Annotated in this window: 26 protein-coding genes; 16 read left to right on the forward strand and 10 right to left on the reverse strand. The window is 58.8% G+C overall.

The window, feature by feature from the left end; translation table 11 throughout:
- The first annotated feature begins 51 nt into the window (after nucleotides 1-51).
- Both OZ656_RS00440 and OZ656_RS00445 read left to right on the forward strand, forming a co-directional pair.
- Nucleotides 52-1,338 carry a serine hydrolase gene (locus OZ656_RS00440; protein ID WP_278351379.1) on the forward strand — a complete coding sequence of 429 codons (1,287 nt, stop codon included), beginning with the start codon at nucleotides 52-54 and terminating at the stop codon, nucleotides 1,336-1,338.
- A gap of 162 nt (nucleotides 1,339-1,500) precedes the next feature.
- Nucleotides 1,501-1,731, forward strand: a complete 231-nt coding sequence (locus OZ656_RS00445; protein ID WP_041656059.1) for a hypothetical protein — start codon at nucleotides 1,501-1,503, stop codon at nucleotides 1,729-1,731.
- Nucleotides 1,732-1,735: 4 nt separating this feature from the next.
- On the opposite strand, the gene OZ656_RS00450 is transcribed toward OZ656_RS00445, so the two are convergent.
- A complete protein-coding gene (locus OZ656_RS00450) occupies nucleotides 1,736-2,740 on the reverse strand; it encodes a hypothetical protein (protein WP_278351378.1) in 1,005 nt (334 codons plus the stop codon).
- Nucleotides 2,741-2,841: 101 nt separating this feature from the next.
- On the opposite strand from OZ656_RS00450, the gene OZ656_RS00455 reads away from it, so the two are divergent.
- The 3 genes from OZ656_RS00455 to OZ656_RS00465 are packed head-to-tail and all read left to right on the forward strand — an operon-like array spanning nucleotide 2,842 to nucleotide 7,365.
- Nucleotides 2,842-6,390: a 7TM diverse intracellular signaling domain-containing protein gene (locus OZ656_RS00455; protein ID WP_278351377.1), complete on the forward strand. Its 3,549-nt coding sequence runs from the start codon at nucleotides 2,842-2,844 to the stop codon at nucleotides 6,388-6,390.
- Nucleotides 6,380-6,925 carry a hypothetical protein gene (locus tag OZ656_RS00460; RefSeq protein ID WP_222534168.1) on the forward strand — a complete coding sequence of 182 codons (546 nt, stop codon included), beginning with the start codon at nucleotides 6,380-6,382 and terminating at the stop codon, nucleotides 6,923-6,925. Before OZ656_RS00455 ends, OZ656_RS00460 begins: the two co-directional genes overlap by 11 nt.
- 26 nt (nucleotides 6,926-6,951) lie before the next feature.
- On the forward strand, nucleotides 6,952-7,365 hold the full coding sequence (locus OZ656_RS00465; RefSeq protein WP_011783682.1) for a response regulator: 414 nt from the start codon (nucleotides 6,952-6,954) through the stop codon (nucleotides 7,363-7,365).
- Between the two features lie 34 nt (nucleotides 7,366-7,399).
- On the opposite strand, the gene OZ656_RS00470 is transcribed toward OZ656_RS00465, so the two are convergent.
- Nucleotides 7,400-7,672 (reverse strand): hypothetical protein, encoded by a 273-nt coding sequence (locus tag OZ656_RS00470; RefSeq protein WP_031209774.1) that lies wholly within the window; start codon nucleotides 7,670-7,672, stop codon nucleotides 7,400-7,402.
- 551 nt (nucleotides 7,673-8,223) lie between these two features.
- On the opposite strand from OZ656_RS00470, the gene OZ656_RS00475 reads away from it, so the two are divergent.
- Nucleotides 8,224-8,460, forward strand: coding sequence for a hypothetical protein (locus OZ656_RS00475; RefSeq protein WP_014420082.1), 237 nt, complete (start codon nucleotides 8,224-8,226; stop codon nucleotides 8,458-8,460).
- Here OZ656_RS00475 and OZ656_RS00480 read toward each other — a convergent pair.
- The gene (locus OZ656_RS00480; protein ID WP_022991828.1) at nucleotides 8,429-8,941 is read right to left on the reverse strand and encodes a hypothetical protein; all 513 of its coding nucleotides are present in this window, start codon (nucleotides 8,939-8,941) and stop codon (nucleotides 8,429-8,431) included. The two genes, OZ656_RS00475 and OZ656_RS00480, sit on opposite strands and share 32 nt — an antisense overlap.
- Before the next feature lie 152 nt (nucleotides 8,942-9,093).
- Here OZ656_RS00480 and queC point away from each other — a divergent pair, with 152 nt between their 5' ends.
- Nucleotides 9,094-9,759, forward strand: coding sequence for a 7-cyano-7-deazaguanine synthase QueC (queC, locus tag OZ656_RS00485; RefSeq protein WP_379944880.1), 666 nt, complete (start codon nucleotides 9,094-9,096; stop codon nucleotides 9,757-9,759).
- On the forward strand, nucleotides 9,759-10,415 hold the full coding sequence (gene queE / locus OZ656_RS00490; protein WP_278351376.1) for a 7-carboxy-7-deazaguanine synthase: 657 nt from the start codon (nucleotides 9,759-9,761) through the stop codon (nucleotides 10,413-10,415). Before queC ends, queE begins: the two co-directional genes overlap by 1 nt.
- A gap of 1 nt (nucleotide 10,416) precedes the next feature.
- On the opposite strand, the gene OZ656_RS00495 is transcribed toward queE, so the two are convergent.
- The 4 genes from OZ656_RS00495 to OZ656_RS00510 form a co-directional block, all read right to left on the reverse strand.
- Entirely contained in the window at nucleotides 10,417-11,460 is a 1,044-nt protein-coding gene (locus OZ656_RS00495) for an AraC family transcriptional regulator (protein ID WP_022991831.1), read from the reverse strand.
- Nucleotides 11,461-11,584: 124 nt separating this feature from the next.
- Entirely contained in the window at nucleotides 11,585-12,475 is an 891-nt protein-coding gene (locus OZ656_RS00500) for an alpha/beta fold hydrolase (protein WP_379944881.1), read from the reverse strand.
- Nucleotides 12,476-12,571: 96 nt separating this feature from the next.
- Nucleotides 12,572-14,332: an ExeM/NucH family extracellular endonuclease gene (locus OZ656_RS00505; protein ID WP_278351375.1), complete on the reverse strand. Its 1,761-nt coding sequence runs from the start codon at nucleotides 14,330-14,332 to the stop codon at nucleotides 12,572-12,574.
- Between the two features lie 9 nt (nucleotides 14,333-14,341).
- The gene (locus OZ656_RS00510; RefSeq protein ID WP_278351418.1) at nucleotides 14,342-15,244 is read right to left on the reverse strand and encodes a YafY family protein; all 903 of its coding nucleotides are present in this window, start codon (nucleotides 15,242-15,244) and stop codon (nucleotides 14,342-14,344) included.
- Nucleotides 15,245-15,489: 245 nt separating this feature from the next.
- Here OZ656_RS00510 and OZ656_RS00515 point away from each other — a divergent pair, with 245 nt between their 5' ends.
- The 8 genes from OZ656_RS00515 to OZ656_RS00550 all read left to right on the forward strand — a co-directional run bounded on the left by OZ656_RS00515 (nucleotide 15,490) and on the right by OZ656_RS00550 (nucleotide 23,739).
- Nucleotides 15,490-16,773, forward strand: a complete 1,284-nt coding sequence (locus OZ656_RS00515) for an MFS transporter (protein ID WP_278351374.1) — start codon at nucleotides 15,490-15,492, stop codon at nucleotides 16,771-16,773.
- Nucleotides 16,774-16,935: 162 nt separating this feature from the next.
- The gene (locus OZ656_RS00520; RefSeq protein ID WP_278351373.1) at nucleotides 16,936-17,361 is read left to right on the forward strand and encodes a MarR family transcriptional regulator; all 426 of its coding nucleotides are present in this window, start codon (nucleotides 16,936-16,938) and stop codon (nucleotides 17,359-17,361) included.
- A 3-nt stretch (nucleotides 17,362-17,364) separates the two neighbouring features.
- A complete protein-coding gene (locus OZ656_RS00525; protein ID WP_278351372.1) occupies nucleotides 17,365-18,756 on the forward strand; it encodes a DHA2 family efflux MFS transporter permease subunit in 1,392 nt (463 codons plus the stop codon).
- A gap of 230 nt (nucleotides 18,757-18,986) precedes the next feature.
- Nucleotides 18,987-19,556 (forward strand): TMEM165/GDT1 family protein, encoded by a 570-nt coding sequence (locus OZ656_RS00530; RefSeq protein WP_011783695.1) that lies wholly within the window; start codon nucleotides 18,987-18,989, stop codon nucleotides 19,554-19,556.
- A gap of 52 nt (nucleotides 19,557-19,608) precedes the next feature.
- On the forward strand, nucleotides 19,609-20,658 hold the full coding sequence (locus OZ656_RS00535) for a L,D-transpeptidase family protein (RefSeq protein ID WP_153739733.1): 1,050 nt from the start codon (nucleotides 19,609-19,611) through the stop codon (nucleotides 20,656-20,658).
- A 24-nt stretch (nucleotides 20,659-20,682) separates the two neighbouring features.
- Nucleotides 20,683-21,435: an SDR family oxidoreductase gene (locus OZ656_RS00540; RefSeq protein ID WP_041654424.1), complete on the forward strand. Its 753-nt coding sequence runs from the start codon at nucleotides 20,683-20,685 to the stop codon at nucleotides 21,433-21,435.
- Between the two features lie 21 nt (nucleotides 21,436-21,456).
- Entirely contained in the window at nucleotides 21,457-22,923 is a 1,467-nt protein-coding gene (locus OZ656_RS00545) for a nodulation protein NfeD (protein ID WP_379944883.1), read from the forward strand.
- A gap of 27 nt (nucleotides 22,924-22,950) precedes the next feature.
- Nucleotides 22,951-23,739, forward strand: a complete 789-nt coding sequence (locus OZ656_RS00550) for a slipin family protein (protein WP_153739735.1) — start codon at nucleotides 22,951-22,953, stop codon at nucleotides 23,737-23,739.
- A 65-nt stretch (nucleotides 23,740-23,804) separates the two neighbouring features.
- Here OZ656_RS00550 and OZ656_RS00555 read toward each other — a convergent pair whose 3' ends face one another.
- From OZ656_RS00555 to OZ656_RS00565, 3 genes are all read right to left on the reverse strand, one after another.
- Nucleotides 23,805-24,086: an Lpp/OprI family alanine-zipper lipoprotein gene (locus OZ656_RS00555; RefSeq protein ID WP_011783700.1), complete on the reverse strand. Its 282-nt coding sequence runs from the start codon at nucleotides 24,084-24,086 to the stop codon at nucleotides 23,805-23,807.
- A 212-nt stretch (nucleotides 24,087-24,298) separates the two neighbouring features.
- Nucleotides 24,299-24,856: a murein L,D-transpeptidase family protein gene (locus OZ656_RS00560; protein WP_153739736.1), complete on the reverse strand. Its 558-nt coding sequence runs from the start codon at nucleotides 24,854-24,856 to the stop codon at nucleotides 24,299-24,301.
- Between the two features lie 119 nt (nucleotides 24,857-24,975).
- Nucleotides 24,976-26,688, reverse strand: coding sequence for a potassium/proton antiporter (locus OZ656_RS00565; protein WP_011783702.1), 1,713 nt, complete (start codon nucleotides 26,686-26,688; stop codon nucleotides 24,976-24,978).
- Nucleotides 26,689-26,697 lie beyond the last annotated feature (9 nt).

The raw sequence follows: 26,697 nt of genomic DNA on the forward strand, positions 1-26,697 counted from the left end.
CGAAAAACCTCTGGCGCACCAACCAATAACAAGACTGATAAGGCGTTTATCATGCATTCACTCGCCCGCCGTGCCCTGCATACCTGTAATGTGCCTCGGGACCTGAACCCGGTGACATTTTGCGACACCGGCGGTGAATATCCGGATCGGGTCGGGCTCGACAGCAATGCCGCCGAAGCCGTCTGGCGCAGTGTTGAGGCCCTTTACAGAACGGGCGTGCATCCCGGTATTCAGTTGTCACTGCGTTATCGGGGTGAGCAGGTATTGCACCGGTCGATCGGGCACGCCCGGGGTAATGGTCCCGACGATCCGGCCTCGTTGCCGCGCATTCCCATGACCACCGACACCCCGATCTGTTTCTTTTCCGCCTCCAAAGCAGTCACCGCGTTACTGATGCATATGTTGTCCGAGCAGGGGCTGGTCAACCTGATGGACCCGGTGTCCTACTATTGCCCGGAATTTGCGCGTAACGGCAAGCGCACGATTACCGTGCATCAGATTCTCTCCCACCGGGGCGGTATCCCCGCGATACCCCGGGAAACGCCGATCGACGTGCTTTGGGACCGCGACGAAATCTGGCGGCTTCTGTGCGCCGCAAAGCCAGTCGAAGTGGACGGCGCCAAGGTGGCCTACCATGCCATTACCGGTGGCTTTGTGTTGCAGCGGGTTCTGGAAAAGGTGACCGGCGACACTATCGAAAGCTACCTGGATCGTTACCTGCGCCGACCCATGGGTATGAAATGGTTTACCTATGGCATAGCTCCCGAACATCTGCACGAGCTGGCCAGCAATTATGCGACCGGGCCGACACCCCGGTTTCCGGTGTCCTGGGTGGTGAACCGCGCCTTGGGCGGTGATATCCGGACGGTGGAGAAAGTCACCAACGACCCCCGCTTCCAGGAGGCGGTGATCCCCGCCGGAAATCTGTGCGGCACGGCCGAAGAAATGGGGCGCTTCTTTCAGATGATGCTCAATGGTGGCAGTTGGGATGGCACGCGCATCTGCAGTGAACTCACGGTTCGCCGTGCCATCCAGCAATTTGGCTCACTGCAGATGGACAGGACCATGCTGGTGCCCATGCGATTCAGTGCCGGCATGATGCTGGGCAGCAATCCTGTTGGCCTTTGGGGCCAGCAAAGCCGCTATGCGTTTGGCCATGTCGGGCTGATCAATAAACTGTGCTGGGCGGACCCGGCCCGGGACATTTCCGTCAGCCTGTTGAACACCGGTTTTCCGATTGTGGGCCATCACTTACCGGCCCTGGCCCGTTTCGTCTACACTGTCTGCAAGCAGTTCCCGGTGTTGCCGGAAAACCAGCGGAGACTGGTGGCGGCCTGAGCGTTTCATTAAGGCGTCAGGCCCTGGCGCCCAAGACCTGACGCCAGAATCTGTCAAAAAAAGTGAAAGCTTGTTCATTGCAATTGCACTTTGTCTGACAGTTCGGCACACTTGGCATTAGTCAATAAGGATGTTTTCCACACTCATTGGACGAGGTTAACTATGGAAAAGCCGCAATTTCCCCCGCCTGAGCAGCGTAGCGTCAAGCTTGATCAGCATGACAGCGTCCGTTCCCACGTACAGCAACAGATCTGCGATGAAGTGCAGCGCCTGGAACGCCGGATTGAAACCCTGCGCCTGACCAAAGCCCCCCACGCAGCCATCATGATTTCCACGTATGAACGGATGATCTGCCGAAAAAAGGGCTTTCTGCAGAATTGGGATCTGCAGTAAACAATCAGGGCCTCAGGCCGGTGTGCATGGTGGCATATTGGTAGTCCGCCTCCGTTTTCTCAGAACAGTAATTGCTGGAGCCGGGCGCCTCATTATATGAGGTGAATACCATTACTTTCGGGGCATCGTAATCCATGCGGATTTTCACGCAGTCGACGAGTTCGCCAGCAAATTCGAATTCCGGCCCGCCTTCACTGTTGTCTTTGGTGCCTATCGTGGTGCCGTCAATAATCAGGGTGTCTGAATCGAGCCCCTCATAGGTTCGGGTGAAAGACAGCTCACGCTCACCTTCAATGACGATTGAACCCTCGGTTTGTGTTCTGGCACCGTCATTGTATCCGGTTGAGGAAAAGCTGGCGGGAGTGAACTGGGTCGCCAGGGTCGCACTGGGCCGTGTGGATTCCTCGGGAAAAGTGCCGGAAGCTGCCCAGGTAAGCACACGTGTTACCCGGTTAGAAGAATCCGGTGTATAAACCCACTTCACGATCGGGTACTGCCAGTTGTATTCCTGCACCGGCTTGCCTTCCAGAGCAGCAGTCTGGTCGGTAAAGCGAACCTGTACCCGATTAGTGCGGTTGTTGTATTCCCCGGCCTCTTCCTTTTCTATGCGCCGAACCATGTATTGCCGCCCCTCCTGGAAATTAGCGACCTCGTTTTCACCGATTACGCGACGAATAAGATCCAGCGGATTTCTGACAGAGTTTATGCGGGGCGGTGCATCGCTGGTGTAGTCCAGCCCGGCAAACAGGGCTAGCTGACTGCGAATGCTGGTGGCCACGTTTTCCGCTTCCGTCGCATCGGGGATGCTGGCATCCGGCTCCACGGCCCGGACAAGGTCGGCAAACAGAGTGTTGCTGGTCTGCTCCGTCAAGGTAAAGCTGGAAAAGGTGAGATCAACATTACTGGCCGGATTCAACGTCGATGAGGAATCGCCACTGCTCTCTATCCGGCAACCGCTGAGTGTCAGTAACGTGAGTGAAACAGCAGCAAAAAGGCAGGAATGTCTCATTTCAGGTGACCCCGGGGTGCGAAAAAACGTGTGAACGGCTAAAGTGACGAGTGCTGACAATAAACGATAAAGCACGCAGCTACCCGCGCGGAGATCACATTTTGCAGCAACGGTTTGCCCATATCCCGGTGCGGACGGTGGTTCTGCTCCTGTTTCTGGCCGTTCTGGTTTTGCCATCTGTGGCGAAGGCCCAGAATGCCTGCCGGGATGGGCAGATCATGCTGGATCACAACACCGATAGCATTCCGGATCTGGGCGAGTGCCTCTGGTATCTGGAAGATCCGCAGCAGTCACTGACGATTGATGAGGTTCGCGCCGCAGGCGAGGACACGCTGACCCGTCACCAGGGTGGCGTGCTTAACTTCGGTTATACCGGCTCCGCCTACTGGACCCGCTTCGACCTGAGCACCCGCCGTTTAACCTCCCGCTCGGACTGGATACTGGAGCTGGCGCTGCCACTGGTGGACGACGTTCGGCTGTATCTGGTTCGGGATGGGCAACTGGTGGAACAGCGCCAGACCGGGTATCTGGACAGCTGGGACGACCGGGATCTGGCCGTGCCAAACCCGACCTTCCGGCTCAGATTGTCGCCAGACACCGTCACCACGGTTTTCCTGCGCATTACCAACACCAACACCTTCCGCCTGCCGATTACCCTCTGGCACCCGGACAGTTACATAGAAAAGGTCTCCATCGACGAAGCCGTACGCGGGCTGCTGCTGGGTGCCATCCTGGCTATCCTGGCTTACAACCTGTTTGTGGCGGTATCGGTGCGGGAGCGCAGCAACATCTACTACGTGCTCTACCTGGTATGTGCGGCGGTCTTCATCGGTACCGAACAGGTGCACGGGGTTCAGTTGCTGGATAGCCGGCCAGCCTTGCTCAACAAGGAATACCTCCATTTCCAGATTATCCTGACCTGGTTCTTTGGCCTGTTGATGGCCCGTTCGCTGCTGGAAACCCGGCAACGCTCGCCCGATCTGGATCATGTACTCCGGTTATGTCTGACCTCTGTCGTCACCACCTTTGGTTTGTCGTTTTTCATGCCCTATTCGGTGGCCATGGAATGGATTGTGGTCGGCTCGATTCTGCTCAGTATCATTCTGATTGTGGTCAGTTATCTGTCCTGGCGCTATTACAACCCGGCAGCACGCTCCTATTTCTTTGCCTGGACCCTGGCCCTGATCGGGTTTGGTATCTATGCGCTGACGGTGATGGGTTACCTGCCGCTGAATACCTTTACCAGCTATTCGCCACAGTTCGGCCTGACGGCCCAGATCATCCTGTTTTCCTTTGCCCTGGCTGACCGAATCAAGCAGGTTCAGGGCGAGGCCCTGGCCTGGAACCAGCGCGCTCTGGCAAACCTGAGGCGTTACCAGTCGCTGTTTGATAACGCCATTGAAGGCGTGTTCCAGATGTCACCGGAACGTCGGTTTGTGACCGCCAACCCGGCCATGGCCGAGTTGCTGGGCTACAGCAGCAGCCGCGAGCTGCTGGTGCGAAACCCGGATGTGCTGGAAACCTGCATTGCCGATGAGCGGTTGCGGCGCCTGGTGGTTGAGCAACTGGAAGCCCGGGGCACGGTCAAGGGGATTGAGGCCCGTTACCTGACCCGTCAGGGCGAGGAGCGCTGGGCCACTATCTCCCTGCACACGGTGTATGATGCCGAGGGCCTGCCCATGCATCTCGAAGGCACCTGTATTGACGCCACAGAAAGCCATCAGCGCCTGCAGATTGAACGGGAGCGGGAGCAGGAACGGCTGGAGAAAGAGCTGGCGCGGAATTCCGCTCAGGCCAAGAGCCAGTTCCTGGCCAATATGAGTCATGAAATCCGGACCCCGCTGGCGGCCATCATCGGTTATGGTGAAACCCTTCTGGACCCGGATCTGAACGAAACCGAGAAACGCAGCAGCGCTGAAACGGTGGTTCGCAGCGGGCGACACCTGCTGGAGCTGGTGAACGATATCCTCGACCACTCAAAGATCGACGCCAACAAGCTGGATGTTGATGTGGTGCCGGTCAATCTGCCGGAGTTGCTGGATGAAATCCGCGCCTTCTTCGCCCCCCGGGCCCGGGAAAAGGGCCTGGATTTCAGTATCATCTGCGATTATCCCCTGCCCGAGAAGATCCGGACCGACCCAACCCGTTACCGGCAAATTATCATTAATTTGTGCGGAAATGCCCTGAAGTTCACGGAAAATGGGTCTATCTCCCTGATTGTTCGCTGTGACCGCGACGCCGAGAAGCTTTACGCCCGGGTGGTAGATACCGGGATTGGCATGAAGCCGGAACAGCTGGACCGTCTGTTTGACCCCTTTGCCCAGGGCAGCACCGCCATTTCCCGCCAGTATGGCGGCACGGGGCTCGGCCTCAGTATATCCCGGAGGCTGGCGGAACTGCTGGGCGGCGATATCCGGGTGTCCAGCACCTATGGTGAAGGCAGTGAATTTGAAGTGTGCATCAGCACCGGTGAACTCGCGCAGGTTCATTTCCTGCGGGATGCCTCGGAATTCAGCCAGCGGCGCCGGGCCATTGCCATGGTCATGGCGCCCCGGTTGTCGGGCCGCATCCTCTGTGCCGAGGATAACGATGTAAACCGCCGGCTGGTGTCGTTGCTGGTGGGGCGCACCGGTGCCGAGCTGGTGCATGTCAGTAATGGCGCGGAAGCCCTGGAGCGCGCCACCCGCGAGCACTTCGATCTGATTCTGATGGACATCCAGATGCCGGTGATGAATGGCCGGGATGCCACCCTGGCGTTGCGGGAAGCAGGTGTTAACACCCCGGTGGTTGCGCTTACGGCCAATGTCATGGCCGAGGATATCGCTGAATATCGTCTGGCGGGATGCAATGATCACCTGGCCAAACCCATCGACAAGCAGCGCTTTTACGAGGTATTGGCCCGTTACCTGGCGTTGTCGGCGGAAACGGCGGTGGGTTCGGGGCACCGGTACAGCGGCAAGGTGCTGGTGGCCGAAGACAACGATGATAACCGTGGGCTGGTGGAGCGGATGCTCCGCCGCACCGGCGCAGAGCCCTTGCTGGTGACCAATGGGGAAGAGGCGGTTCGCCGGGCCCTGTCGGAAACCGTGAAACTGGTGCTTATGGATCGCCACATGCCCGGCATGGACGGCGTTGCGGCCACCCGGCTTTTGCGCCAGGCGGGCTTCCGGCGGCCGATCATTGCCTTTACCGCTGGTGATCAGGCAGAGAATGAAGCCTTGCTGGAGGCCGGTTGCGACGGGGTGCTGAACAAGCCCATTGACCATGCCCACCTGCAGGCCCTGCTGGATCGCTATCTGCCGGTGGAACAATGGGTCGGCGAGGCGGTTGACGATGACATTGGTCCGCTGGTGAACCGTTTCCTCGATAGCCTGGCTGAGCGAAAGCGGCGCATGGAAGCCGCGCTGGCCCAGGGACAGTTGCAGCAATTGCAGTCCGAGAGCCATCAGATCAAGGGCACCGCCGGTGCCATGGGCTATCCGTTGATGACAGAACAGGCAGGGATACTTGAGCGATGTGTACGCTCAAGCCCCGGAGAGAGGGGGATGATTCGGCAGGAACTGACCACCCTGAACGCCATGATTGAACGGGCCCTTGAGGGCCACCAGAGGTCGTCGAAAACCACAAAGGAACAGGCCAATGAGCGATAACCAAAAACAGGAACATTATTCCCTGAGCATGATGTATGGCACATACGCCGACATACTGTTCGTACTGTTTCCGTTTCTTGTCATTGCCATGCAGCGGCTCTGGGATGGCAACCTGTACCAGTCCCTGATGCGGCCCGACCTGAGTATTGCTGCGGCGATTCTGGCCGGCCTGGCTATCGGCAAATTTGTGCTGGGGTTGGTGACCAATCGCGATCTGGGGCGCTACAAAGAGCGGATTGTGTTTTTTATTGCCCTGACGCTGTTCGTGGTCCTTGGGCCGGCCATCATCCTGATCCTGAGTATGACCGGGAACGCGGAGATTCCGGGCTTTGTGGCCTTTGTGCAGCCGGTACTGCTGATTGTCTCCATTTCCCTCTATACAACGGCAGTTAGCATTGCCAATATTCTCACCCGGGTGACCGCGCCACCGTCCTTCGGTGACCATGGTGGGCCCACCGGTGATGAACCGGTTGATGTCCGCCCCGGGCCCGCACCTCTGGACTTGCCGCGCCGAACCGGCAACGATACCTACTGAGCCAGGGCACAGAACAGGAGAGTGTAATGAGTGATCTCAGAGTACTGGTGGTCGAAGATGAGCCGGTGATGCGGGAGCGTCTGGTCGACATGCTTTACAAAGCCGGTGCTACCAGCGTGTCTGAATGTGCGGACGCTGCGTCTGCCAGGGCGGCGTTCGAGGCCAGTGAGTTCCAGATCATTCTGCTGGATCTGGGACTGCCGGATGGTAACGGTCACGAACTGATGACCCGTTTCAAACAGGTTCGGGAGAACCAGCATATTGTGCTGGTCACGGCAGACGATTCCATTGAGAGTATTCAACGTGCCATCAGTGCCGGCGCCAATGGCTATGTAGTGAAGCCCTATTCCCAGGAAAAGATTTACGATGTGGTGAACAACTACGCCATGGTCCATGGCGGTGATCTGTCGATGATGGATGGGCTGAACCGGCATCATTGACCGGTCCAGCCTGCGGTCGTGACGGCAAGCCTGATCAGGCTACCTGGCGGGCAATCCAGGAGTTGTAGCGGGTCGCAAGAGCCCGGACATATCGGGCTTCGGCGCCGTCCAGATTGCTGAGTACGCCTTTGAAAATCCAGCCCCGCTCGTACAGACCCAGCACCCGCTGCTCGTCATCCAGGTTGACTCGTTGATTGAGTTTCTTGCAGATTGCATCCAGCAGCGGCAGCTTCTCCGGGCGCTTGATCGGAGCCTGACGATTGGCCATGGGCTGGTTCGCTGCACGTGATGTCGGATGTCTTCTCATGATGTTCTCCTTGTCGTTTTGCGGCTGCAAAAACAGAAAACCCCGGAGCCTCACAGGCAACCGGGGTCTGGCGGAGAAGCTGCCCCGGTTGCCGCAACGGCTCCCGGGACTGACCGAAAGCCGTTAGCTGTCTTTCACCATGGCACGCACGGCCTGCCCAATCTGGCAACCGGCGGCTGAGTATACGGTGTGCTTTGAAATCATCCTGGTCATATCGGCTCTGTGGATTCGGTTCAGTCATCAGTGTATAGGCAATTGGACGGTTTGCAATAGCCCAGCCCATTCGGCAAACCCGTACAGACGCACCGGCGGGAAATCCTCATACTTCTCCCTGTCACGTGTTTTTACGTTGTGCAATCCGCGGTACCTGCCTGGCAGGTATCGAATGGATCTCTCCTTTCTACGCAGCCCGATGGGCTGCGTTTTTTTTGCCATCTCGGTAAGTTCGTAGCCACTACTTCGTACAGCCATTTATGGCGGCTTTGGCGATAATTCAACCACTCAATACATCCAGTTATCCAATTGATATCCAGAGGTTGAAACCGAAGAAAATGCCCGAAGAACCCGGACCTGCCCGTAACAAGTTCCGTTCTGATTTTATTGTCGAGATTGCCCTGATTGTCGCGGTTGCCGTTTATCTGGTGATGGCGCAGGGGCAAGTGGTGGGTGAGAACCTGTCCTTTACGGTTACTGGTGCCGCGCTGATGGCACTGGCCACCTACTGGACACTCCATACCATCCGAGATGGCCTGGAAGTTATTGCACTGCGGCTTCGCCCCGGCAAATAACCCGTTCCCAGGTTTTGTGCAGGATGAGTGCATCGTTGGCTGCCCGATGCACGGGCAGCCCGAGTTCGGCAATCACCTGCTGGCGGATGCCTGACCAGTGGCGTACCTGGCCCGGGTCGAGCAGCATGGAAATGGATTCCAGTTGAAACGCCGGAACTTCACCGGCGGCCCGGAATAGCCTGTGTAGCCAGAAGCTGTCGAAAGTCCAGGCGTCACAGAATACCTGCTCCGGCAACAACTTGTTTAATTGCTGAGCCACCTCGCTAACCGGCATGCCTTCCTGCAACAGCCGTTGCCGTGAAATTCCGTGAATGGTTTCCGCGCTTTCAGACCAGTCCTGCCAGAGCACATGGGGCTGAATCAGCCAGCTGTGCAGTGCCCCGTCGGGCATGCAGATGCCTACCTCAATCGGGTAGCTGGCGATCAGGTCGAGGCTGGACGCCTCAAAGTCAATAAAGGCCGGGCTGAAATCTGAGCTCATTGAATCGGTGCTGGTGCTTTGTCGTTTTCTTTCGAGTTTACCCCTGATCTTGCCAGGACGCGAACCCAACTCGGTTTGTCACTGTTACAATATGGCCACGCTTTGTAAAAGCCCGATGACACACCCTTCTGAAAAACTGGTGCTGACCCCTCATGACTGACTCCGTTGTCGTTATCTATTCCGGTGGTATGGATTCTTTCACACTGTTGCACCTGGCCCGCGCCAGGGGGCTCAAGGTACATGCCCTGTCCTTCAACTATGGCCAGCGCCACGTGCGGGAACTGGATGTGGCCGCCGATGTTTGCCGGGCTGAAGGTATCCCCCACAAAGTGATTGATATCCGTGGCATGAGTGAGGTGATGTCCGGCTCTTCTCTGACGTCCGACATCGAAGTGCCTGAAGGCCATTATGAAGAAGACACCATGAAAGCCACGGTTGTGCCCAATCGCAACATGATCCTGTTATCGCTGGCGACCGGGTATGCGGTGACTACCGGGGCGGGCGCGGTCTGGTATGGAGCCCATGGCGGGGACCACGCCATTTACCCGGATTGCCGGCCGGAGTTTGTTGAAAAAATGGATGCTGTGTGCCGGGTGGCCAACTACGAGCCCGTGGGCATTGAGGCACCCTTTATGGCCATGGACAAGGGCCAGATCCTGGCTGAAGGGCTCAAGCTGGGCCTCGATTACAGCCAGACCTGGACCTGCTACAACGGCCGCGACAAGGCGTGCGGACGTTGTGGTTCCTGCGTCGAGCGGCTGGAGGCCTTTGCCGCCAACGGCGTCACCGATCCACTGACCTACGAGCGTCTTGCCTGATGTACCGCGTCAAGGAAGCCTTTTACACGCTCCAGGGTGAGGGCGCCCAGGCTGGACGCGCGGCGGTGTTCTGCCGGTTCAGCAAATGCAATCTCTGGACGGGGCGTGAGAAAGACCGGGCGAATGCGGTGTGCAATTTCTGCGACACAGATTTTGTCGGTACCGATGGCCAGAATGGCGGCCGCTTCGACACCCCGGAGGCCCTGGCCGCCCATATCCGGTCACTGTGGCCCGATGTTCCTGGCCGGCCCTATGTGGTCTGTACCGGTGGTGAGCCTCTGCTGCAACTGGATGAGCCTTTGATCAGGGCCTTTCACCGGGCCGGGTTTGAGGTTGGGGTGGAAACCAATGGCACATTGCCTGCGCCCGAAGGTATCGACTGGCTGTGTGTCAGCCCGAAAGCCGATGCCGAGGTGGTCATTGCCGAGTGTGATGAGCTGAAGCTGGTCTACCCGCAGCCGCTGGCGCCACCGGAGCGATTTCTGCACATCCAGGCGAGGCATTACTTCCTGTCACCCATGGCCTCACCGTCTGTGCCGGAGGGTGGGCCGGATGCCATCAAGCAAAGCAATACCCGCAAAGCCACGGACTACTGCCTGGCGCATCCGCAATGGCGGTTAACCTTGCAGATGCACAAGATTCTGGGCATCGACTGAGTCAGGCGGTTTCCGCGGTCTGCAGTTCCCGGTTGCGAAAGTGGCTGGGGCTCAGCCCCGTCCAGCGTTTGAACGCCCGGGTAAAATTGGCGGCGTCGGCATAGCCCAGGCTGTCGGCAATCTGGCTCAGATTCATGGTGGTGCTGGCCAGCAGATCCCGCGCGCGCTCCAGGCGCACCTGGTCCACCAGGGCCTGGAAGCTGGCTTCTTCTTCCTGCAGCCGGCGTTTCAGGGTGCGCTCTGAAACATACAGGGTGGAGGCCACCCGGGCCAGTTTTGGCGGAAACGGGTGGCTGGTTTCGATCACCCGTCGAACACGGCAGGCAAACCCGGCATCTTCTTTTAGCTGTTTCAGTGCCGTTTCGCATTGTTCCCGCGAACTGACCGCCAACTGATCGTTACTGAACTGCACCGGCAGATTGAGCTGGCTGGCAGGAATCACCAGAGCATCTTCACTGGCACCATAGTCCACCGGCACCCCGATGGAGCGTCGGAACCGGTGAAAGTGATTGGGTTCCGGGCCGCGGCGCAAAACCTGCGTTCCGGGCACCGGGCTGCCAGTGAGTTGTGCCCCCATGGAAACGCAGCCGAACAGCACAGCATCCAGAACGAATCCCTGCAATGGGCCCAGCTCGATATCGCATTTGACCGCGTACCAGACATTGCTGCCTGCGACTCGCTTCTCTACCTTCAGATGCGGTGCCCGCAAGGTGAGATAACGGGTCATCAGCTCCAGAGCCTCGGCCAGCGTGCGGCTGCTCATGACAGCGGTACCCAGTGCACCGTGCAGGGGCAGCTTGAGTTCCCTTGCCAGCAGAATGCCAAGCCCCGGCTCACCACTTTCAATGATGGCCCGGGTCACAAACTCGCTGGCCTGGGCCTGGCTGACCCGAAGTTCGGTGGAATTGAGCCGGGTGGGATCCAGCCCGACTCTCAGAATCAGGTCCCGCTCATCAACACCAATGGTATGAAGCAGCTCGGCCAGGGTATGCAGGTAGATGGCCGGCATGCCCAGATCCTGAGAATTGGAAACAGAGGCGCGCATGATGTTCCTCGTCAGCGTGTGTTGTTGTTATGTAAGGGAGCTCGTTGGAACCGATTATGGCGCTTTGCACGGTTGAGCCCCATGACTTCGCTGACGGGTCAATGGGCCAGAGAGGCCAATTGCTTTATCTCGCCTGTCGTTGAACAAACTCCTGCAACACCCTGGCGGATTGGCCCGGGCGTTCCAGCATGGGCAGGTGGCCGACACCCGGGAACACGTGAACTTCCGCATTGGGTGTGGCGGTACGAAACCAGTCTACGCAACGGGTTGGTGTTATCACGTCGCGATCACCCCATTGCACTTGCAGGGGTGGAGTGTCTGGGCCAAGAAATCGCGCGGGGGCCAGGGCATCGGCCAGCATATCGTTGAAAATGTGCCGCAGCGACGCTTGCCGTTTGAGCAGGTCAGGCCCCAGCAGGCCGGTCATGGCCAGTCCGGGTACCGTGGGCTTGCCATTCCCGACGCTGTTGAACATGCGGTAAACGCCGGCCCAGTCGCCAGGAATAAGAATGGCATCGCGATCAGACTTGAAGGGCGCGTTGATATCCACATCCGGGTGTTCCGGGATGCCGGCGCTGTTGAGCAGTGTGACCGAGCGGGGTGGCCGGTCCAGTTTATGGGCGAGGATTGCGGCAATGGCACCGCCCATGGAACTGCCCGCCAGATGCAGGTTGTCGCCCGGGTATTCAGCCAGCCAATCCCTCAGCCGCTCTGCCTGGCGTTCGTAGCGATAGCTGGCCGCGGGCTGATACTGGCTTTCGCCCAGCCCCGGCAGGTCCGGAATCAGCAGATGCCAGTCCGAAGGCAGCTTCTGCATCCAGAGCGCCCAGTTCTCCTTCATGGAGGCAAAGCCATGGATAAGCACCAGGGTCGGACGCCCGGGGCCGGGCCGGCCGCGTTCCAGAAAAATCATGCGATGACCGTCCACACCGGCTTCCCGGCGTTTGGCTCTGAGCAGCCAGCGTTGTCCGGTTCGGGCCATGGGCCAGAGATCGGGTACAGGGATCGATGCCACGGGCATACCTCATTACTGTGAATGCCTTGTCAGTTTAACGCGGCGCGGGCCGTGCGCTATTGCCCGGCTGCCGGACTCCGGAGGCGGTGCAGCAAGTCAGCGGGTGGGAGTGAGTTTCAGATCGGTCAGCACGGGATTGTGGTCAGACGATCGCCACGGGCCCGACTGATCCGGGGTCTGACGGTAGCTCAGCGCCCGGGGCTCATCAGCGTTGATGTTCCAGATTTGCGCCTGCTCAATCCAAGGCATCAGTGCCGGGCTGGCAAGAGCGTAATCAAGGGTACCTTTCTGGCCCTGGTACCGGTAGGTATAGTGCTCGCACTGCATTGGCAGGCAAGGGTAATACTGGTGTACCAGGCTGGTGAAACCGGCTTCCTGGAACCGTTCGACCGGCGCCTCGCGGGCATAGCTGTTGAGATCGCCAGTAATCAGTACGGGTGTGGTTTCGGGATCTCCGGCCAGCGCCTGGAGCCAGATCACGATAGCGTTGGCGCTGAGGGTCCGCTGCCGGTTGCAGCAGCCCTGCCCGTCGCCCTGATCCTGCTCTCGGGCCGCTGCATGCCGGCAGGATTTTGATTTCAGATGTGGTACCACCACCCAGAACGTCAGCTCGCTTCCCCGGGCACGGAATGCCTGGGCGAGTGGCGGGCGGGACGCGCCTGGAAGTTCGCCTGGTCCGGGCCTGTAAGCCGGGCCAGTGGGGCGGACCCGGGATTCCCGATAGAGCAAAGCAGTGCGGATGGCATCGTTGCCGTCCCGGCCCGGCGTCTGTACGACTGCCCAATCAGCGCCGAGCGTCCGGGCCAGGCCAGCCGCCGCACTGTCTGGGCCGTAGCCGTCATTTTCCAGTTCGGTCACGGCAAGGATGTCTGGGTGCGCGTCCTGGATGGTTCGGGCGAGTTTACGGTTCTGGGTCTGAAACTGCTCGAGCGATGATGCGCCCCGTGGCGTGGGAAAGCCCTTGCCCTGCCCGTCGCCATTGAAGTAGTTCTGCAGGTTCAGGGTCATGATCCGGATACTGTCCGTTGATTTGGTCGGCGCTTGTGGCCTGGGGTTACGGGCCTGGAAACGTGGTACAGCGCCCGGTTGAACCCGCCACTGGCCAAAGCGGTAATCCAGTACGCCCTCCAGTTCTGACACGATATCGCCGGCCCGAACGGTATCGCGTTCTGATAGCCAGGGCACCGGCGTCGGGTTTTGCTTGCCCAGGCCGTCGTCCAGGGTTATCCGTTGCGCCAGGTTTTGCTGTTTCAGTGTGCGGGCAGCCGGACCTGGCGCTAACTGTTCTGTGGCAATCACCTGATCGCTGGCCGCCAATGCCAGCTCGCCGTACCTGGCCAGGTTGTAATTATCGATGACCGTCAGGGGCTCGTCGAAACGCACCCGCATGTTTTCCAGGCTTTCGGGTGGTTGCGACCAGGGTAGCGATACGTTGATCGGCGCTGGCAGGGGTGCCTGGCCGCAGACTGAAAGGCGGTGCACCGGTGCCAGTTCGGTCAGGCCGTGAAACTCCTTGACGGTGCCGGTAACCCGCACCCGCTGACCCACGGTGCCAGCGGCTTTGCGGGTATAGACAAACAGTGCTTCTGAGGTGGCTGGATTGTCATCGGTCTGGTGATCGGCCTGCTGCAGGTAGAATCCGGAAAAGCCGCCAGGTTTTCGGGCATCCAGTACAAGAATGCCTTCTACGGTCACGGTTTGGCCGATCAGTGGGGATTGGTTGCCGGTGCCCTGTACCTGATGGATGGGCGTGGCGGAAGCTCCACAGCGGTTATCGGCATGCGCCTGGAGTGGCGTCGCCGATAACACGAGCCCCAGGTAAAAAAGGGCAGTAAAGGTCTGGAGCGGTCTGGTCACGGGGCCAGTCTAGCAGAGACCGGCCACCGCCTTGAGTGCCCGTTCGCGTTTGCTGCCAAAACCGAGCTGGTCCGGGTTGGCCAGTTCTAGCTGCTGAACCAATGGGTCTGGGTGGCTGTTTTCGTAGGTGATGCCCAGTCGGGACAGCACATAGGGTGCCAGGGCTGCTCGGGTTTCGATGTGCAGCAGGCCATTGGTCATGCCGTAGTCGCGGGCGATGATCTTCTGCTGGGCTTCGGTCAGGCGCTGGTCCGGGGTGATCTCCAGTGTCACCTGCCGCTGCCAGTCTTCATCCTGCTGGGCGTTGTGCCGGGCTTTCTGACGCAGGGCTTCAATACGGCCATGGAAGCGACTCAGGGCAAAATCCCGGAATTCCCGGTTGGCGCTGCACCATGCCCGAACGTGCCAGCTGTTGCCGGCACAGACCAGAGCGTGGGGTTCCAGCACACTTTCGGCGGCTTCCGGGCGACTCAGTGACACGTAGCTCGCCTTCAGCTGGCGATGATAACGGGTAGCGGTCACCACGGCCCGCATAACTTCCGGTTCTATATGGCGGGCGGCCTCCGGGATGACGGCGTTGCCGGGCAGGCCCAGTTCAAGATCGGAGAAGGTGTCACTCAGATTCTGCTGGCGGGCCAGAAGATCCTGATACTCGGATACGGCGCCCCGGGTGACCACCGGCTTGAAATTGTCAGAGGGGACATAGCCTTTCAGGTGCCGGTCGTAGACCAGATTGCCGGGAGCCAGTTCACGAAGATAAGTATTGATGTCCTTGGAAGCCTGCTGTCGACCGATACCAAAGCTGTGACAGATATGGTTGGTGGTCAGCCGACCCTCCCACAGGGCGATAATCTCGATCAGGCGATAGCGAAGCAGTAAATCCCAACGAATGGGCCAGTCCGTTTTCTTCATAACCAGGCGCTCACGGTCCAGTAGATTGCATGGCAAATATGTTACCTGCTCCCGCCAATCGGGTCTGTTACGACCCATTAATGTAAAACATTGTCAAATGGCCTGCCAGTGCGGGCTCGGGGTCTCGGCAACTCCCTAGTGGCGCGGCTATAAAGAGGTTGGTTAAATGCTCGCCAGCAGACAATCTATAATGTTGCTATCTTTTCTTTTTGTTACCCACTGTAATCGCGACAGGCAGAATTCCGATGACCCGAATGGTTGCGTCTTTATCAGCGCTGATACTCAGTATTGTCCTTCTGGTCAGTGGCAACGCCTTTCTGATGACTCTGTTGGGCATTCGCCTGAGTATTGAAGAGATTTCGCCAGATGTGATCGGCTGGGTGCTGGTGTGTTACTCCATCGGTTTTGTGCTTGGCACCTTGTATGTGCACAAGATTATTGGCCGGGTGGGTCACATCCGTGCCTTTGCGGTGTTCGCAGCCATGGCGGCGGTCACCGCACTGATGTATCCGATGGCTATTTCCATGGTGTTCTGGGCCGTGCTGCGGGTGCTGTCCGGCTTCAGCATTGCCGGGGTGCTGGTGGTCATTGAGAGCTGGTTTTCCAGTCGGGCCACCAACGCGAATCGCGGCGCACTCTTCGCGGTCTATCAGATTGTCTTCTATCTTTCTGCCGCCGGCGGCCAGTTGATTGTCAATGTCGGTGACCCGGCCAACTTCCTGCCGTTCTCGCTGGCGGCCATGTTGCTGACGCTGGCATTGATTCCGTTGTCTTTGACCCGGATGGAGGCGCCGGTTATTGAACAGGCCAGCCGCATGTCGGTGTTCAAGCTGGCGCGCGAATCGTTTTCGGGCGTTGCCGGGGCGCTGATCTGTGGGGTGATGATCGGTGGCTTCTATGCCCTTGGGCCGGTTTACGCCACGCTGGTTGGCCTGGATGTGGCGCGCACCTCTACCTTTATGGCCAGCGCGATTGTGGCGGCCATGCTTCTGGCCTGGCCGCTGGGACGGCTGTGCGACCGTTTTGACCGGCGCAGGGTCATGTTCTGGGTGGCGGTGGCCGCGTCGGCTTCCGCGGGCGGTGTGGCGGTGCTTGGCGCCGGTAACCTGGCCTTACTCACGCTTCTGGTAGGGCTGTTCACCGGCCTGTCGGCCACTATCTATCCGATTGCCGTGGCGATCACCAACGACCGTATGGACAGCAACCGGATAGTCTCGGCCAGTGCGACCTTGCTGCTGAGTTACGGTATTGGCAGTGTCATCGGCCCCATTGCCATGGCAGAGCTGATCAGCCTGTTGGGTCCGGCTGGCCTGTTCTATGGCAATGCGGGGTTCCTTCTGGTGTTGGCGGTGATTACCAGCTACCGCATCAGCCACACCGAAGATGTTCCGGTGGAAGAGCAGGAGCATTTCGTTCCGGCCATGCCGGAAACCTCACCGGTGCTGACCGAGATGGATCCCCGGAACACCGAGTTCCACGAATCACCGGAAGTGGAAGAAATGCAGGAGGAGCTGCGTCAGGCCGGTTGACGCAGCTTTCGGTTTTCCCCAATTATATTTTTACTTTCACATCTGTTTTTATTTCAATGGTTAGCATACTATTGGTGAATTTCCAATAAGGTAAGTCTTTTGTCGGTTTTCGGGGTGGCGTTTGCTTGTCCCATGCCGGATCACCATCAGGAGTATTGAACCATGAGAGATCAGTTTCCGTTTGCCGTTGCCCGGGTTACCCGCCGCTGGCGCAAAATGCTGGACGAGCGCCTGAAGGACCTGGGCGTTACCCAGGCTCGCTGGAGCACCATGGTGTACCTGCAGCAAGGTGGTGAAGGCCTGACCCAGCGCGAACTGGCCAGCCTGATGGCCATTGAGAACCCGACGCTGGTACGTTTGCTGGACAGTCTGGAGCAACAGGGATTGATTGAGCGACGCCCGTGCCCTAACGATCGTCGCGCCCGTCGCCTGCACCTGACCAAGGCCGGTGTCGAGTTCATGGATGAATTGTCAGAGCGTGCGGCCACACTCCGTGAAGAGATGCTTGAAGGCATTTCCGATAAAGACATTGAGTCATCGCTCAAGGTTTTCCACAAAATCATGGAAAATGCCGAGAAGCAGAAGTGAGCCTTGGCTGATCAATCCGTAGAGGGCCTGCGGGCCCGATATGGTGACCGCTGGCGCTGGCTGGCGGTGCTTACCGTTGTGCTCGGCACCATGGCCACGGTGCTCAGTGCCACGGTGGTCAACGTTGCACTGCACGACATCATGTTGGAGTTCGGTATCCGGCAGGGCCAGGTTCACTGGCTGGCGACCGGCTTCATTGCCGCCATGACCACCACCATGCTGGCTTCGGCCTGGCTGCTGGACCGCTTCGGAGTCCGCAAGACCCTCAGTGCCGCCATGGCCATGTTCACGCTGATTTCCCTCGCCGGTGGCTTGGCGCCCACGCCAGAATTGTTGATTGCCGCCCGGATTGGGCAAGGGGCCATGGCCGGGTTGATGCAGCCCATGGGCATGTATCTGGTGTTCCGGATTTTTCCGGCGGACCAGCGCGGCCGCGCCATGGGCATCTATGGCATGGGTGTGATTCTCGCGCCGGCTCTGGGCCCGGTCCTCGGTGGTTTTCTGGTGGATCAGTTCCACTGGCGCTGGGTGATGTTTGCCCCGGCTCCGGTCACCCTGCTGGGTGTGTGGATGGCCTTGCGCTTTCTGCCGTCACCACGGTCCCGTCCGGCTCCCTACATGTTCGATCTGTCCGGTATGGTTCTGCTGGGGGCCGCGGTTGCTGTCACCCTGGAAACGCTTAACCGTCTGCAGGACTGGCCCGGAGACTCTGTGCGTATTGCCTGGCAGGGCGCGTTGGCTGCGATTCTGATTATTGGATTTATCGTACGTGAACGTCGTGCCGCCCATCCGCTTGTCCGATTGGCGTTACTGCGAGAGCCGGTGTTTCTGTACGCAACCCTGGGCGCCATGGCACTGGGTCTGGCGCTGTTCGGCTCTACCTATCTGATCCCGTTATTTGTGCAGACTTCGCTGGGCTTCTCGGCCACAGAAGCGGGCTTGCTGATGTTACCCGCAGGCGTCGTACTGGGCATGGTGTTCCCCGTCGCCGGCCGGCTTGCCGACAAACGCAGTGCCCGTGGGCTGGTGTTGTTTGGCATTGCCATGTTTGCCTGTTCGGCGGTGTTGTTTGCCGCTACCGGGGCGCTGGTCGGGTTTGTCTGGCTGGCATTGTGGGCAGTTGTGGGCCGAATCGGTATAGGCTTTATGTTGCCGGCGCTGTCGACGGGAGCTCTGAACCCGCTCGCGCCGGAACAGCTGGGTGCAGGTTCCAGTACGATCAATTTCGCCCGTCAGCTGGGTGGTGCGCTCGGAGTGAATATCGTTGCCCTCACCATCGAGTTCGGCGAACACGAAGGCGGGCTGCCAACCGTTTCAGCCTTTGCCTCGGCCTGGTGGCTGGTTGCGGTATGCGTGGCGCTGGCGGCGGTGCCGATCTGGAAAATGCGGGCCTGAGGCCGGGAGTTGCCTTGTTTGCCGCTATTCATTACTATGGCCGCACCTTCGGGGGAGTAGCCTCTGCACCGGTGATCCGGGGCAGACGGTGGTCAACATACTTGCAGCTCAATCTGCATGGCCATCGTGTTCCTGAACAGGAATTGGCAAGACCTGAGGCAGATCACCTCCAATGGGCGGAAGGTGGGCTGTCTCATGTCTGAATTGTCTCCGCCCTGAGGTTCTGCTGAATGGATGCTTTTCTCGCTTCGACGCTTGCCGTTGCCATCGCTGAAATTGGCGATAAAACCCAGCTGTTGTCTCTCTTTCTGGTTGCCAGATACGCCAAACGTACCCCTATCATCCTCGGGATTCTGATTGCTACCGTGCTTAACCATGCCCTGTCCGCCTGGCTGGGCGCCTGGGTTGCGCAATGGATTCCGGAGGCCTGGCTGCCCTGGATCCTGGCCGTCAGCTTTGTTGCCATTGCCCTGTGGCTGTTGATTCCAGACAAGGATGATTCGGAGGACTCGAAATTCCTGGGTATGGGTGCCTTCATGGCCACGACCATCATGTTCTTCCTGGCGGAAATTGGTGATAAAACCCAGATTGCCACGGTGGTCCTGGCCGCACGGTATACCGACACGTTCTGGGTTATCATGGGTACAACGGTGGGTATGCTGTTGGCCAATGTGCCGGTTATCATGGCGGGTCGCTGGCTGATGGAACGCCTGCCGCTGGCCATGGCGCGAATCAGTGCGAGTATTCTGTTTGTGGCCCTGGCCGTGGTGACGGTCTGGGCCACGGTAATGAACTCCTGAGCCGGACGCCGGTCATTGAGTGTGAGAAATGTTGTTACGGGAACCCAATCTTATGCGGTGGAAAAGCTGGTTGCTTGTTGTCATTGGTGTCAGTCTGCTGTGGCCGTTTTCCTCAGTGCAGGCCGCCCGGGACACAAACGGGCCGGAGGCATCAGAACGGGCGCCGGACCGCTCCCCGCGGGTTCCTACCTTTCAGCCCGACGGTGACCTGGCGGGAGAGCTGCAGGTGTTCAATACCGTCTATGAGGACACCTTTGCCGGCATTGGTAACAAGTTGGCCCTGGGGTACCTGGAGTTGGTGAAGGCCAATCCCGGTATTGATCCCTGGCTGCCGGGCGAAGGCACCATGATCACTCTGCCCCGCATGTATGTGTTGCCCGATGTTGAGCGCGAGGGCATCGTGATTAATCTGGCTGAATACCGGCTGTATTACTTTACACCTGATGGCGGGGTGCAGGTGTACCCGGTTGGTGTGGGCACTGAGGAAAACCCGTCGCCGCTGACCAATGCCAAAGTAACCATGCCACTGGAGTCCCCGGCCTGGTACCCGCCAGCGAGCATTCGTGCCGAATATGAGGCGTCGGGAGACTATCTGCCGAAAATGATCCCGCCAGGCCCGGGCAATCCCCTGGGTACCCATGCCCTCATGCTGAGTGAGAAAGGCTATCTCATTCACGGCACCAACAAACAGTTCGGTGTCGGTATGCCGGTCAGTCACGGCTGTTTCCGCATGTACAACGAAGATATTTCACGGTTTGTCTATCAGGTGGAGAAAGGCACGCCGGTTCAGGTGATTCGTGAGCCGGTCAAGATCGGTATGGCCGGTGGTGAGGTGTGGCTGGAAGTGCATCGGCCCCATGAGGACTATTCGGCCCGCGACCGGGAGCGCTTGTGGGCTCAGGTATTTGAAAAAGTAGAGAGCTTCCGCCAGCAGCATCCGGATGTGGATCTTCGCCGCCGTTCCATTGAGCTGGCGGTGGATCAGGCCGATGGTCTGCCCACCATGATCGGCGAGAAGCTGACCCGGATGGCATCCGAGGATTCGGTTGAACCGGCAGAATCCGAGAAACAGGGCAATCCGGAACAGACCCTGTATTTCTAGTCCCCCTGGTAAAGGAACACCGCAATGAGCAGGAGCATTCTGATCACCGGCGCCAGTTCTGGCCTTGGCGAGGGCATGGCCCGAGAGTTTGCCGCCCGCGGAGATAACCTGGCGCTCTGCGCCCGAAGAACTGAGCGGCTCGAGGTGCTGAAAGCGGAGCTTGAACAGCAGTATCCGGGTATCCGGATTCAGGTGATGGCACTCGACGTGAATGATCATGTTCAGGTGCAGGAGGTGTTCCGGGCTTTTCAGGCGCACTTTGGAGCACTGGACCGGATTATTGTGAATGCCGGTATCGGTAAGGGCCAGCCACTCGGAACCGGGCGCTTTGATGCTAACCGGCAGACCGCAGAAACCAACTTTGTCGCCGCCCTCGCCCAGATTGAAGCGGCGATGGAAATTTTCAGGGAACAGAACCGGGGCCACCTGGTGGCCGTATCATCGGTAACGGCAGTGCGCGGTATGCCGGGCAACGTTACCACCTATGCCGCCACCAAGGCCGGGTTGGCAGCACTCTGTGAAGGACTGCGCATCGAGTTGAAAAAACGCCGGTCCCCGATCCGTGTGACTACCCTGTATCCGGGCTATATTCGCACTGAAATCAATGAGAAGGTGAAAAACACACCGTTCATCGTCGACGCACAAACCGGCTGTCGTGCTATGGTGAAAGCCATAGAAGCCGGAAAAGCCGAGCATTTTGTGCCCGCCTGGCCCTGGGCCCCGATCGGTTTTGTGCTAAGGCGGTTACCGGAGTCGGTTCTGGCAAAGCTGTTCTGATCACTCCCGTGGGAGGTTGAGATGCGTGCAAGCCACTTCAGGACATCGACACTCACCCCCAGAGTAAAGCTCTGGGCGCTGGTGTTTGTAGCCGGAGCCTTGCTGGCCCTGTTCAGTCTTTCCCTGAAAGTCTTTGCGCAACAGGAATCGCCCCGTCAGGCCCTGGTGCTTTCGGTTGAAGGTGCGATTGGCCCGGCCACCATGGATTATGTGACCCGCGGTATTCGCCGGGCGGAGCGGGAAAGCGCCGGCCTGGTGGTGATTGAAATGGACACCCCGGGCGGTTTGATGGATTCCATGCGGGAAATCATCAAGACCATTCTCGCTTCCGATGTGCCGGTGGCGACCTACGTTTCACCCCAGGGTGCCCGGGCGGCCAGTGCCGGTACCTATATCCTCTACGGCAGCCACATTGCCGCCATGGCTCCGGCCACCAACCTTGGCTCAGCCACACCCGTGCAAATGGGTGGCCTGCCCGGCTCCACAGAACCTGAGTCCCCTTCTGAATCTGCCCCTGAAGAATCTTCGGAGGACACCGACCAGAGCGAATCGGCCGACAAACGTCGTGGCAACACTGCTATGGAGCGCAAGGTACTGGAAGATGCCGTGAGCTACATCCGCGGCCTGGCAGAGCGCCACGGTCGTAATGCCGACTGGGCGGAAGAGGCGGTTCGGGAGGCGGTCAATCTCGGGGCTACCGAAGCCCTTGAGCGTAACGTGGTGAACGTGGTGGTGCCGAACCTCCGGGCGTTGTTAAGCGAAATTGATGGTCGCACTGTGCGCATGGCCGCCGGTGATCGGGTACTGGAAACCGCGCAACTGGAATTGGTGCGGGCCGAGCCGGACTGGCGCACCAAACTGCTGTCGGTGATTACTGACCCGAATGTGGCCTATTTTCTGATGATCATCGGTTTTTACGGCATTCTTTTCGAACTGGCCAATCCCGGCGCCGTAGTGCCTGGGGTGATTGGCGCAATCAGTCTGATTCTGGCCCTGTTCGCCTTCCAGGTATTGTCGGTGAATTACGCGGGCCTGGCGCTGATCCTGTTGGGGCTGGCCTTCATTGTCGGCGAGGCGTTTGTGCCCAGTTTCGGCATCCTCGGCATCGGTGGCATCGTGGCGTTTGTCACTGGCTCCGTCATCCTGATGGACGGCAGCCATCAGGAGATTTCGCTGCCCACGATTGGTGGCACGGCGGTGGTGGCTGGGGGCTTTATTCTCTGGACCGTTACCCGGTTCATCGGTCTTCGGCGGCGCCACCCGGTCTCGGGTAGTGAGCAGCTGGTCCACGAGCACGGTATGGCACTGGATGATTTTGTCCCCACGTATGATGCCTACGCGGGCCATGTACGGGTCAGCGGCGAACGCTGGAACGCCCGGAGTCAGGTGGCCATTGCCGCCCGATCGCAAGTGCGGGTAAATGGTATGGACGGCCTGACTCTGCTGGTGGAGCCCGGCAACGACGAACCGGCAGAGCGCACAGATTAAACATCAACGGCAAATCAAGGAGGCCGTATGAATCTCGGTGACATTATTCCCTATATTGCACCGACGGTGGTGCTGCTGCTGATCCTGGGGTCAGCAATCAAGATCCTGCCGGAATACGAGCGTGGCGTGGTCTTCTTTCTGGGTCGGTTCCAGGGCGTGAAAGGCCCGGGACTGATCATCGTCATTCCCGGTATCCAGCAGATAGTGCGAGTTGACCTTCGGGTGATCACCCTGGATGTCCCCAGCCAGGACGTGATCTCCAAAGACAACGTTACCGTGCGGGTAAATGCGGTGCTGTACTTCCGGGTGGTGGATCCGGAAAAAGCCATCATCCGGGTTGAAGATTATGGTGCCGCTACCAGCCAGTTGGCCCAGACGACACTGCGATCTGTACTGGGCAAGCACGACCTGGACGAGATGTTATCCGAACGGGACAAGCTGAACGCCGACATTCAGGAGATCATTGATGCCCAGACCGAAGAATGGGGTATCAAGGTGGCGAATGTGGAAATCAAGCATGTGGATCTGAACGAATCCATGATCCGCGCCATCGCCCGTCAGGCGGAAGCCGAGCGGGAGCGCCGGGCCAAGGTTATCCACGCTGAAGGCGAGCTTCAGGCGTCGAAGAAACTGGTGGAGGCAGCAGAAGTCATGTCGGCGAACTCGGGGGCTATGCAGTTGCGTTATCTGCAGACCTTGGCGGATATGAGCAACACCAACTCATCGACCATTGTTTTCCCACTGCCGATGGATATGATCAAGAACTTCCTGGACAACCAGTCGGCTAACAAAGGGCCGGACAAACCAGACCAGTAAAGCCGGGGGGGCAGACAGCCACAAAAAAGGCCGGATTAACCGGCCTTTTTTGCTAGCTGACAGCCTTACTTCTGGCTGGCACGCTCGAGCATACGCTTGGCGCGCTCGTTTGCTTCGTCAGCAGCTTTCTGGGCAGCACGGGCTGCAGCCAGAGCTTCTTCAGCAGTCTGCTGGGCAGTGCGTGCACTGCTGGCGGCGCTGTTAGCTGTGTTCAGGGCGTTGTTGGCAGTCTGCTCAGCGGAGCTGGCAGTTGCATTTGCTTCGTCGATAGCAGCTTGTTCAGTAGTGGCACAACCTGCAGTCAGAGCAGTAGCCAGTGCAAACCCGGCGATCGTCAGTTTACGCATTGTAAATCCCCTTATTGGTCGTTTTATTTCCTGTGATCCGGAAGCCGGTCAGACAGCTCCCTTCTGCTAGGCCCGATAGGCAGTGACTACCGGAGTCGTTAAACAGTGTAAAACACTCAGAGACAAAATGTTAACTAAGGATACGTAAATTTTCTTAGCTTATGACAACAACTTAATCCGGCTTTCATGGCGTTGTCACCAAGCAGAACGAATCACGGAACGATGCGGATGGGGGTTCCATTCTGGACCAGTTGCCAGATTTCATCCATGGCTTCGTTGCTCACTGCAATGCAGCCATTGGTCCAGTCCAGCCCGGTGTAGGCAAAGGCCATGTCGCCGGCATTGTTGGGCAGGCCATGGATCATGATGCTGCCGCCGGGATCAAGACCCCAGGCTTCAGCCAGTTCCCGGTCGCGGGGGCTGGGGTAGGAAATGTGGATGGATTTATAGAAGTCGCTGCTGGCATTGCGCCAGTCCAGTACATAGTCACCCTCGGGTGTGCGTTCATCCCCCTCGTACAGCTTGTGGCCGACGGGATTGTCGCCGAGGGAGATCCGGTACTGGCGTACGGTTTCATCACCGCTGAGCAGGTAAAGGCGACGTTCTCCTTTGTTGACCAGTACCTGGGTAATCTCCAGCAGGCCTTCCATTAACGCCGGTTCCGGTGGGCTCGGCATCATGCGGGTGTCGGCCCGGGCCAGAAGCTCAGAGGTTGACGCCATCAGAGGGGAGGCAATCAGGGCGATGGTCAGTAGAACTCGAACAATCATGAAACTCGCACAAATCGGTAAATGGTTAAACTTTGTTCATGCTGTTTATACCATAGCCTGGTAACGGGGTGATAAGGGGTTCTGTTACAGAGTTTGGCTTTTCTTGACCGGGATCCCATTCAGGAATCCATTTTCATGCCTACTTTGGTCACCCGGTCAGCGTCGGTGGCCCTGGCGACCAGGGTAACGGGCCCCAGCACAACCTTGTCACCAACCACCGGGTGGCCCTTGGTACGCCTGGCAAAACACTCAGCCAGGGAGAGTTCGGGCGGCAGCTCGTCAAATTCGATGCCGTACACCTGTTCAACATCCCCCAGCAGGGCATCGCCATTGAGCACAAAATCCCCGAAGAATGCCCGTTCTGCCAGATGCTTCGGCGCCTGCCTGCCGCTAAGGGCCTTGCCAAGATCCGGCAGCAAGGCTGGCGTGGCAAACATGGCCACCACATCGCCTGAGGCAACTTCCAGTTCCCGGGTCGGTTGCAGGCATTTGCGATCCCGGAAGATACCGGCAACGGCGGTATTGTCGGGTAGCCTGAGCTGGCCGAGGGCCCGGGGGCTTTCCCAATTCTTGCCGCGCAGCGGAAACAGCATCAGTTCGTGATCACCTGCGGCAGGCACATCCAGAGGTAGCCTGCGGTACGGATCTTCCCCTGCAGGCACCTCCAGTTTCAGTTTGCGCGCCAATGGTGCCATGGTGGTGCCCTGTACCAGCAGCGATACCAGCACAATAAAGAAGGCGGCATGGAACACCAGTTGGGCATCCGGAAGGTCTGCAATAATCGGAAACAGGGCGAGCACGATCGGCACTGCGCCACGCAGGCCCACCCAACTGATAAACCCCAACTCCCGCCGATTGAACGCGAAAGGCCAAAGCGTGAGTAGCACGGTGGCCGGCCGGATCACGAAAATCAGCGCCAGTGCCAGAATCAGACCGCCACCGGCCAGCGGCACCAGATCCGATGGATTAACCAGCAGGCCCAGCATCAGGAACAGGCAAAGCTGTGCCAGCCAGGCCAGGCCATCATGCACCTGAAGAATCATCGGCATCATCCGAACATGCCGGTTACCAATCACCACCCCGGTGAGGTAAATCGCCAGAAAGCCACTGCCGCCGATGGCGTTGGTTGCGGAGAACACGGCGATGCCGGCAGCGGCTACCAGCAGCGGGTAAAGCGACGGGGTCAGTCGTATCCGGTTGACCAGCTGAACCACGGCAAAGCCACCAAGGAGGCCGGCCACCGTGCCGATGCCGAACTGCTGTACCAGCATCATCAGGCCTTTGGCCAATGCCCCCTCTTCGTAACTGCCAATCAGGGTAACCAGCAGCAGAGTCAGGAAAATGGCCATGGGGTCGTTACTGCCGGATTCGATTTCCAGCGTGGCGCTGACCCGCTCGTTCAGATGCAGGCCCCGGCCCTGGAGCAGTGAGAAGACGGCGGCGGCATCGGTGGAGGAAATAATGGCGCCGACCAACAAAGCCATCAGCCAGTGCAGGTCGAACACCCACCAGGCAACCAGTGCGGCGCCACCGGCGGTCAGGCCAACGCCAAGGGTGGCCAGTACCAGTGCCGGCCGCAGACCTACCCGGAACGTTTCCACCCGGGTACGCATGCCGCCATCCAGCAGAATCACACCCAGCGCCAGATTGGCGATCAGGAAGGCCAGCTCGAAGTTGTCGAATTCGATACCACCCGGGCCGTCCTCCCCCATCATCATGCCCACGACCAGGAAGATCAGCAGCACGGGCATGCCAACGCGGCTGGAAAGCGGGCTGAGAACGATGCTGATCACCAGCATCAAGGCGCCAATCAGGGTAAGTGTGGGATCCATCAGACTCCA

Origin of the sequence: Marinobacter sp. LM1 (assembly GCF_042763285.1) — a bacterium.
Classification (GTDB): Bacteria; Pseudomonadota; Gammaproteobacteria; order Pseudomonadales; family Oleiphilaceae; genus Marinobacter; species Marinobacter nauticus.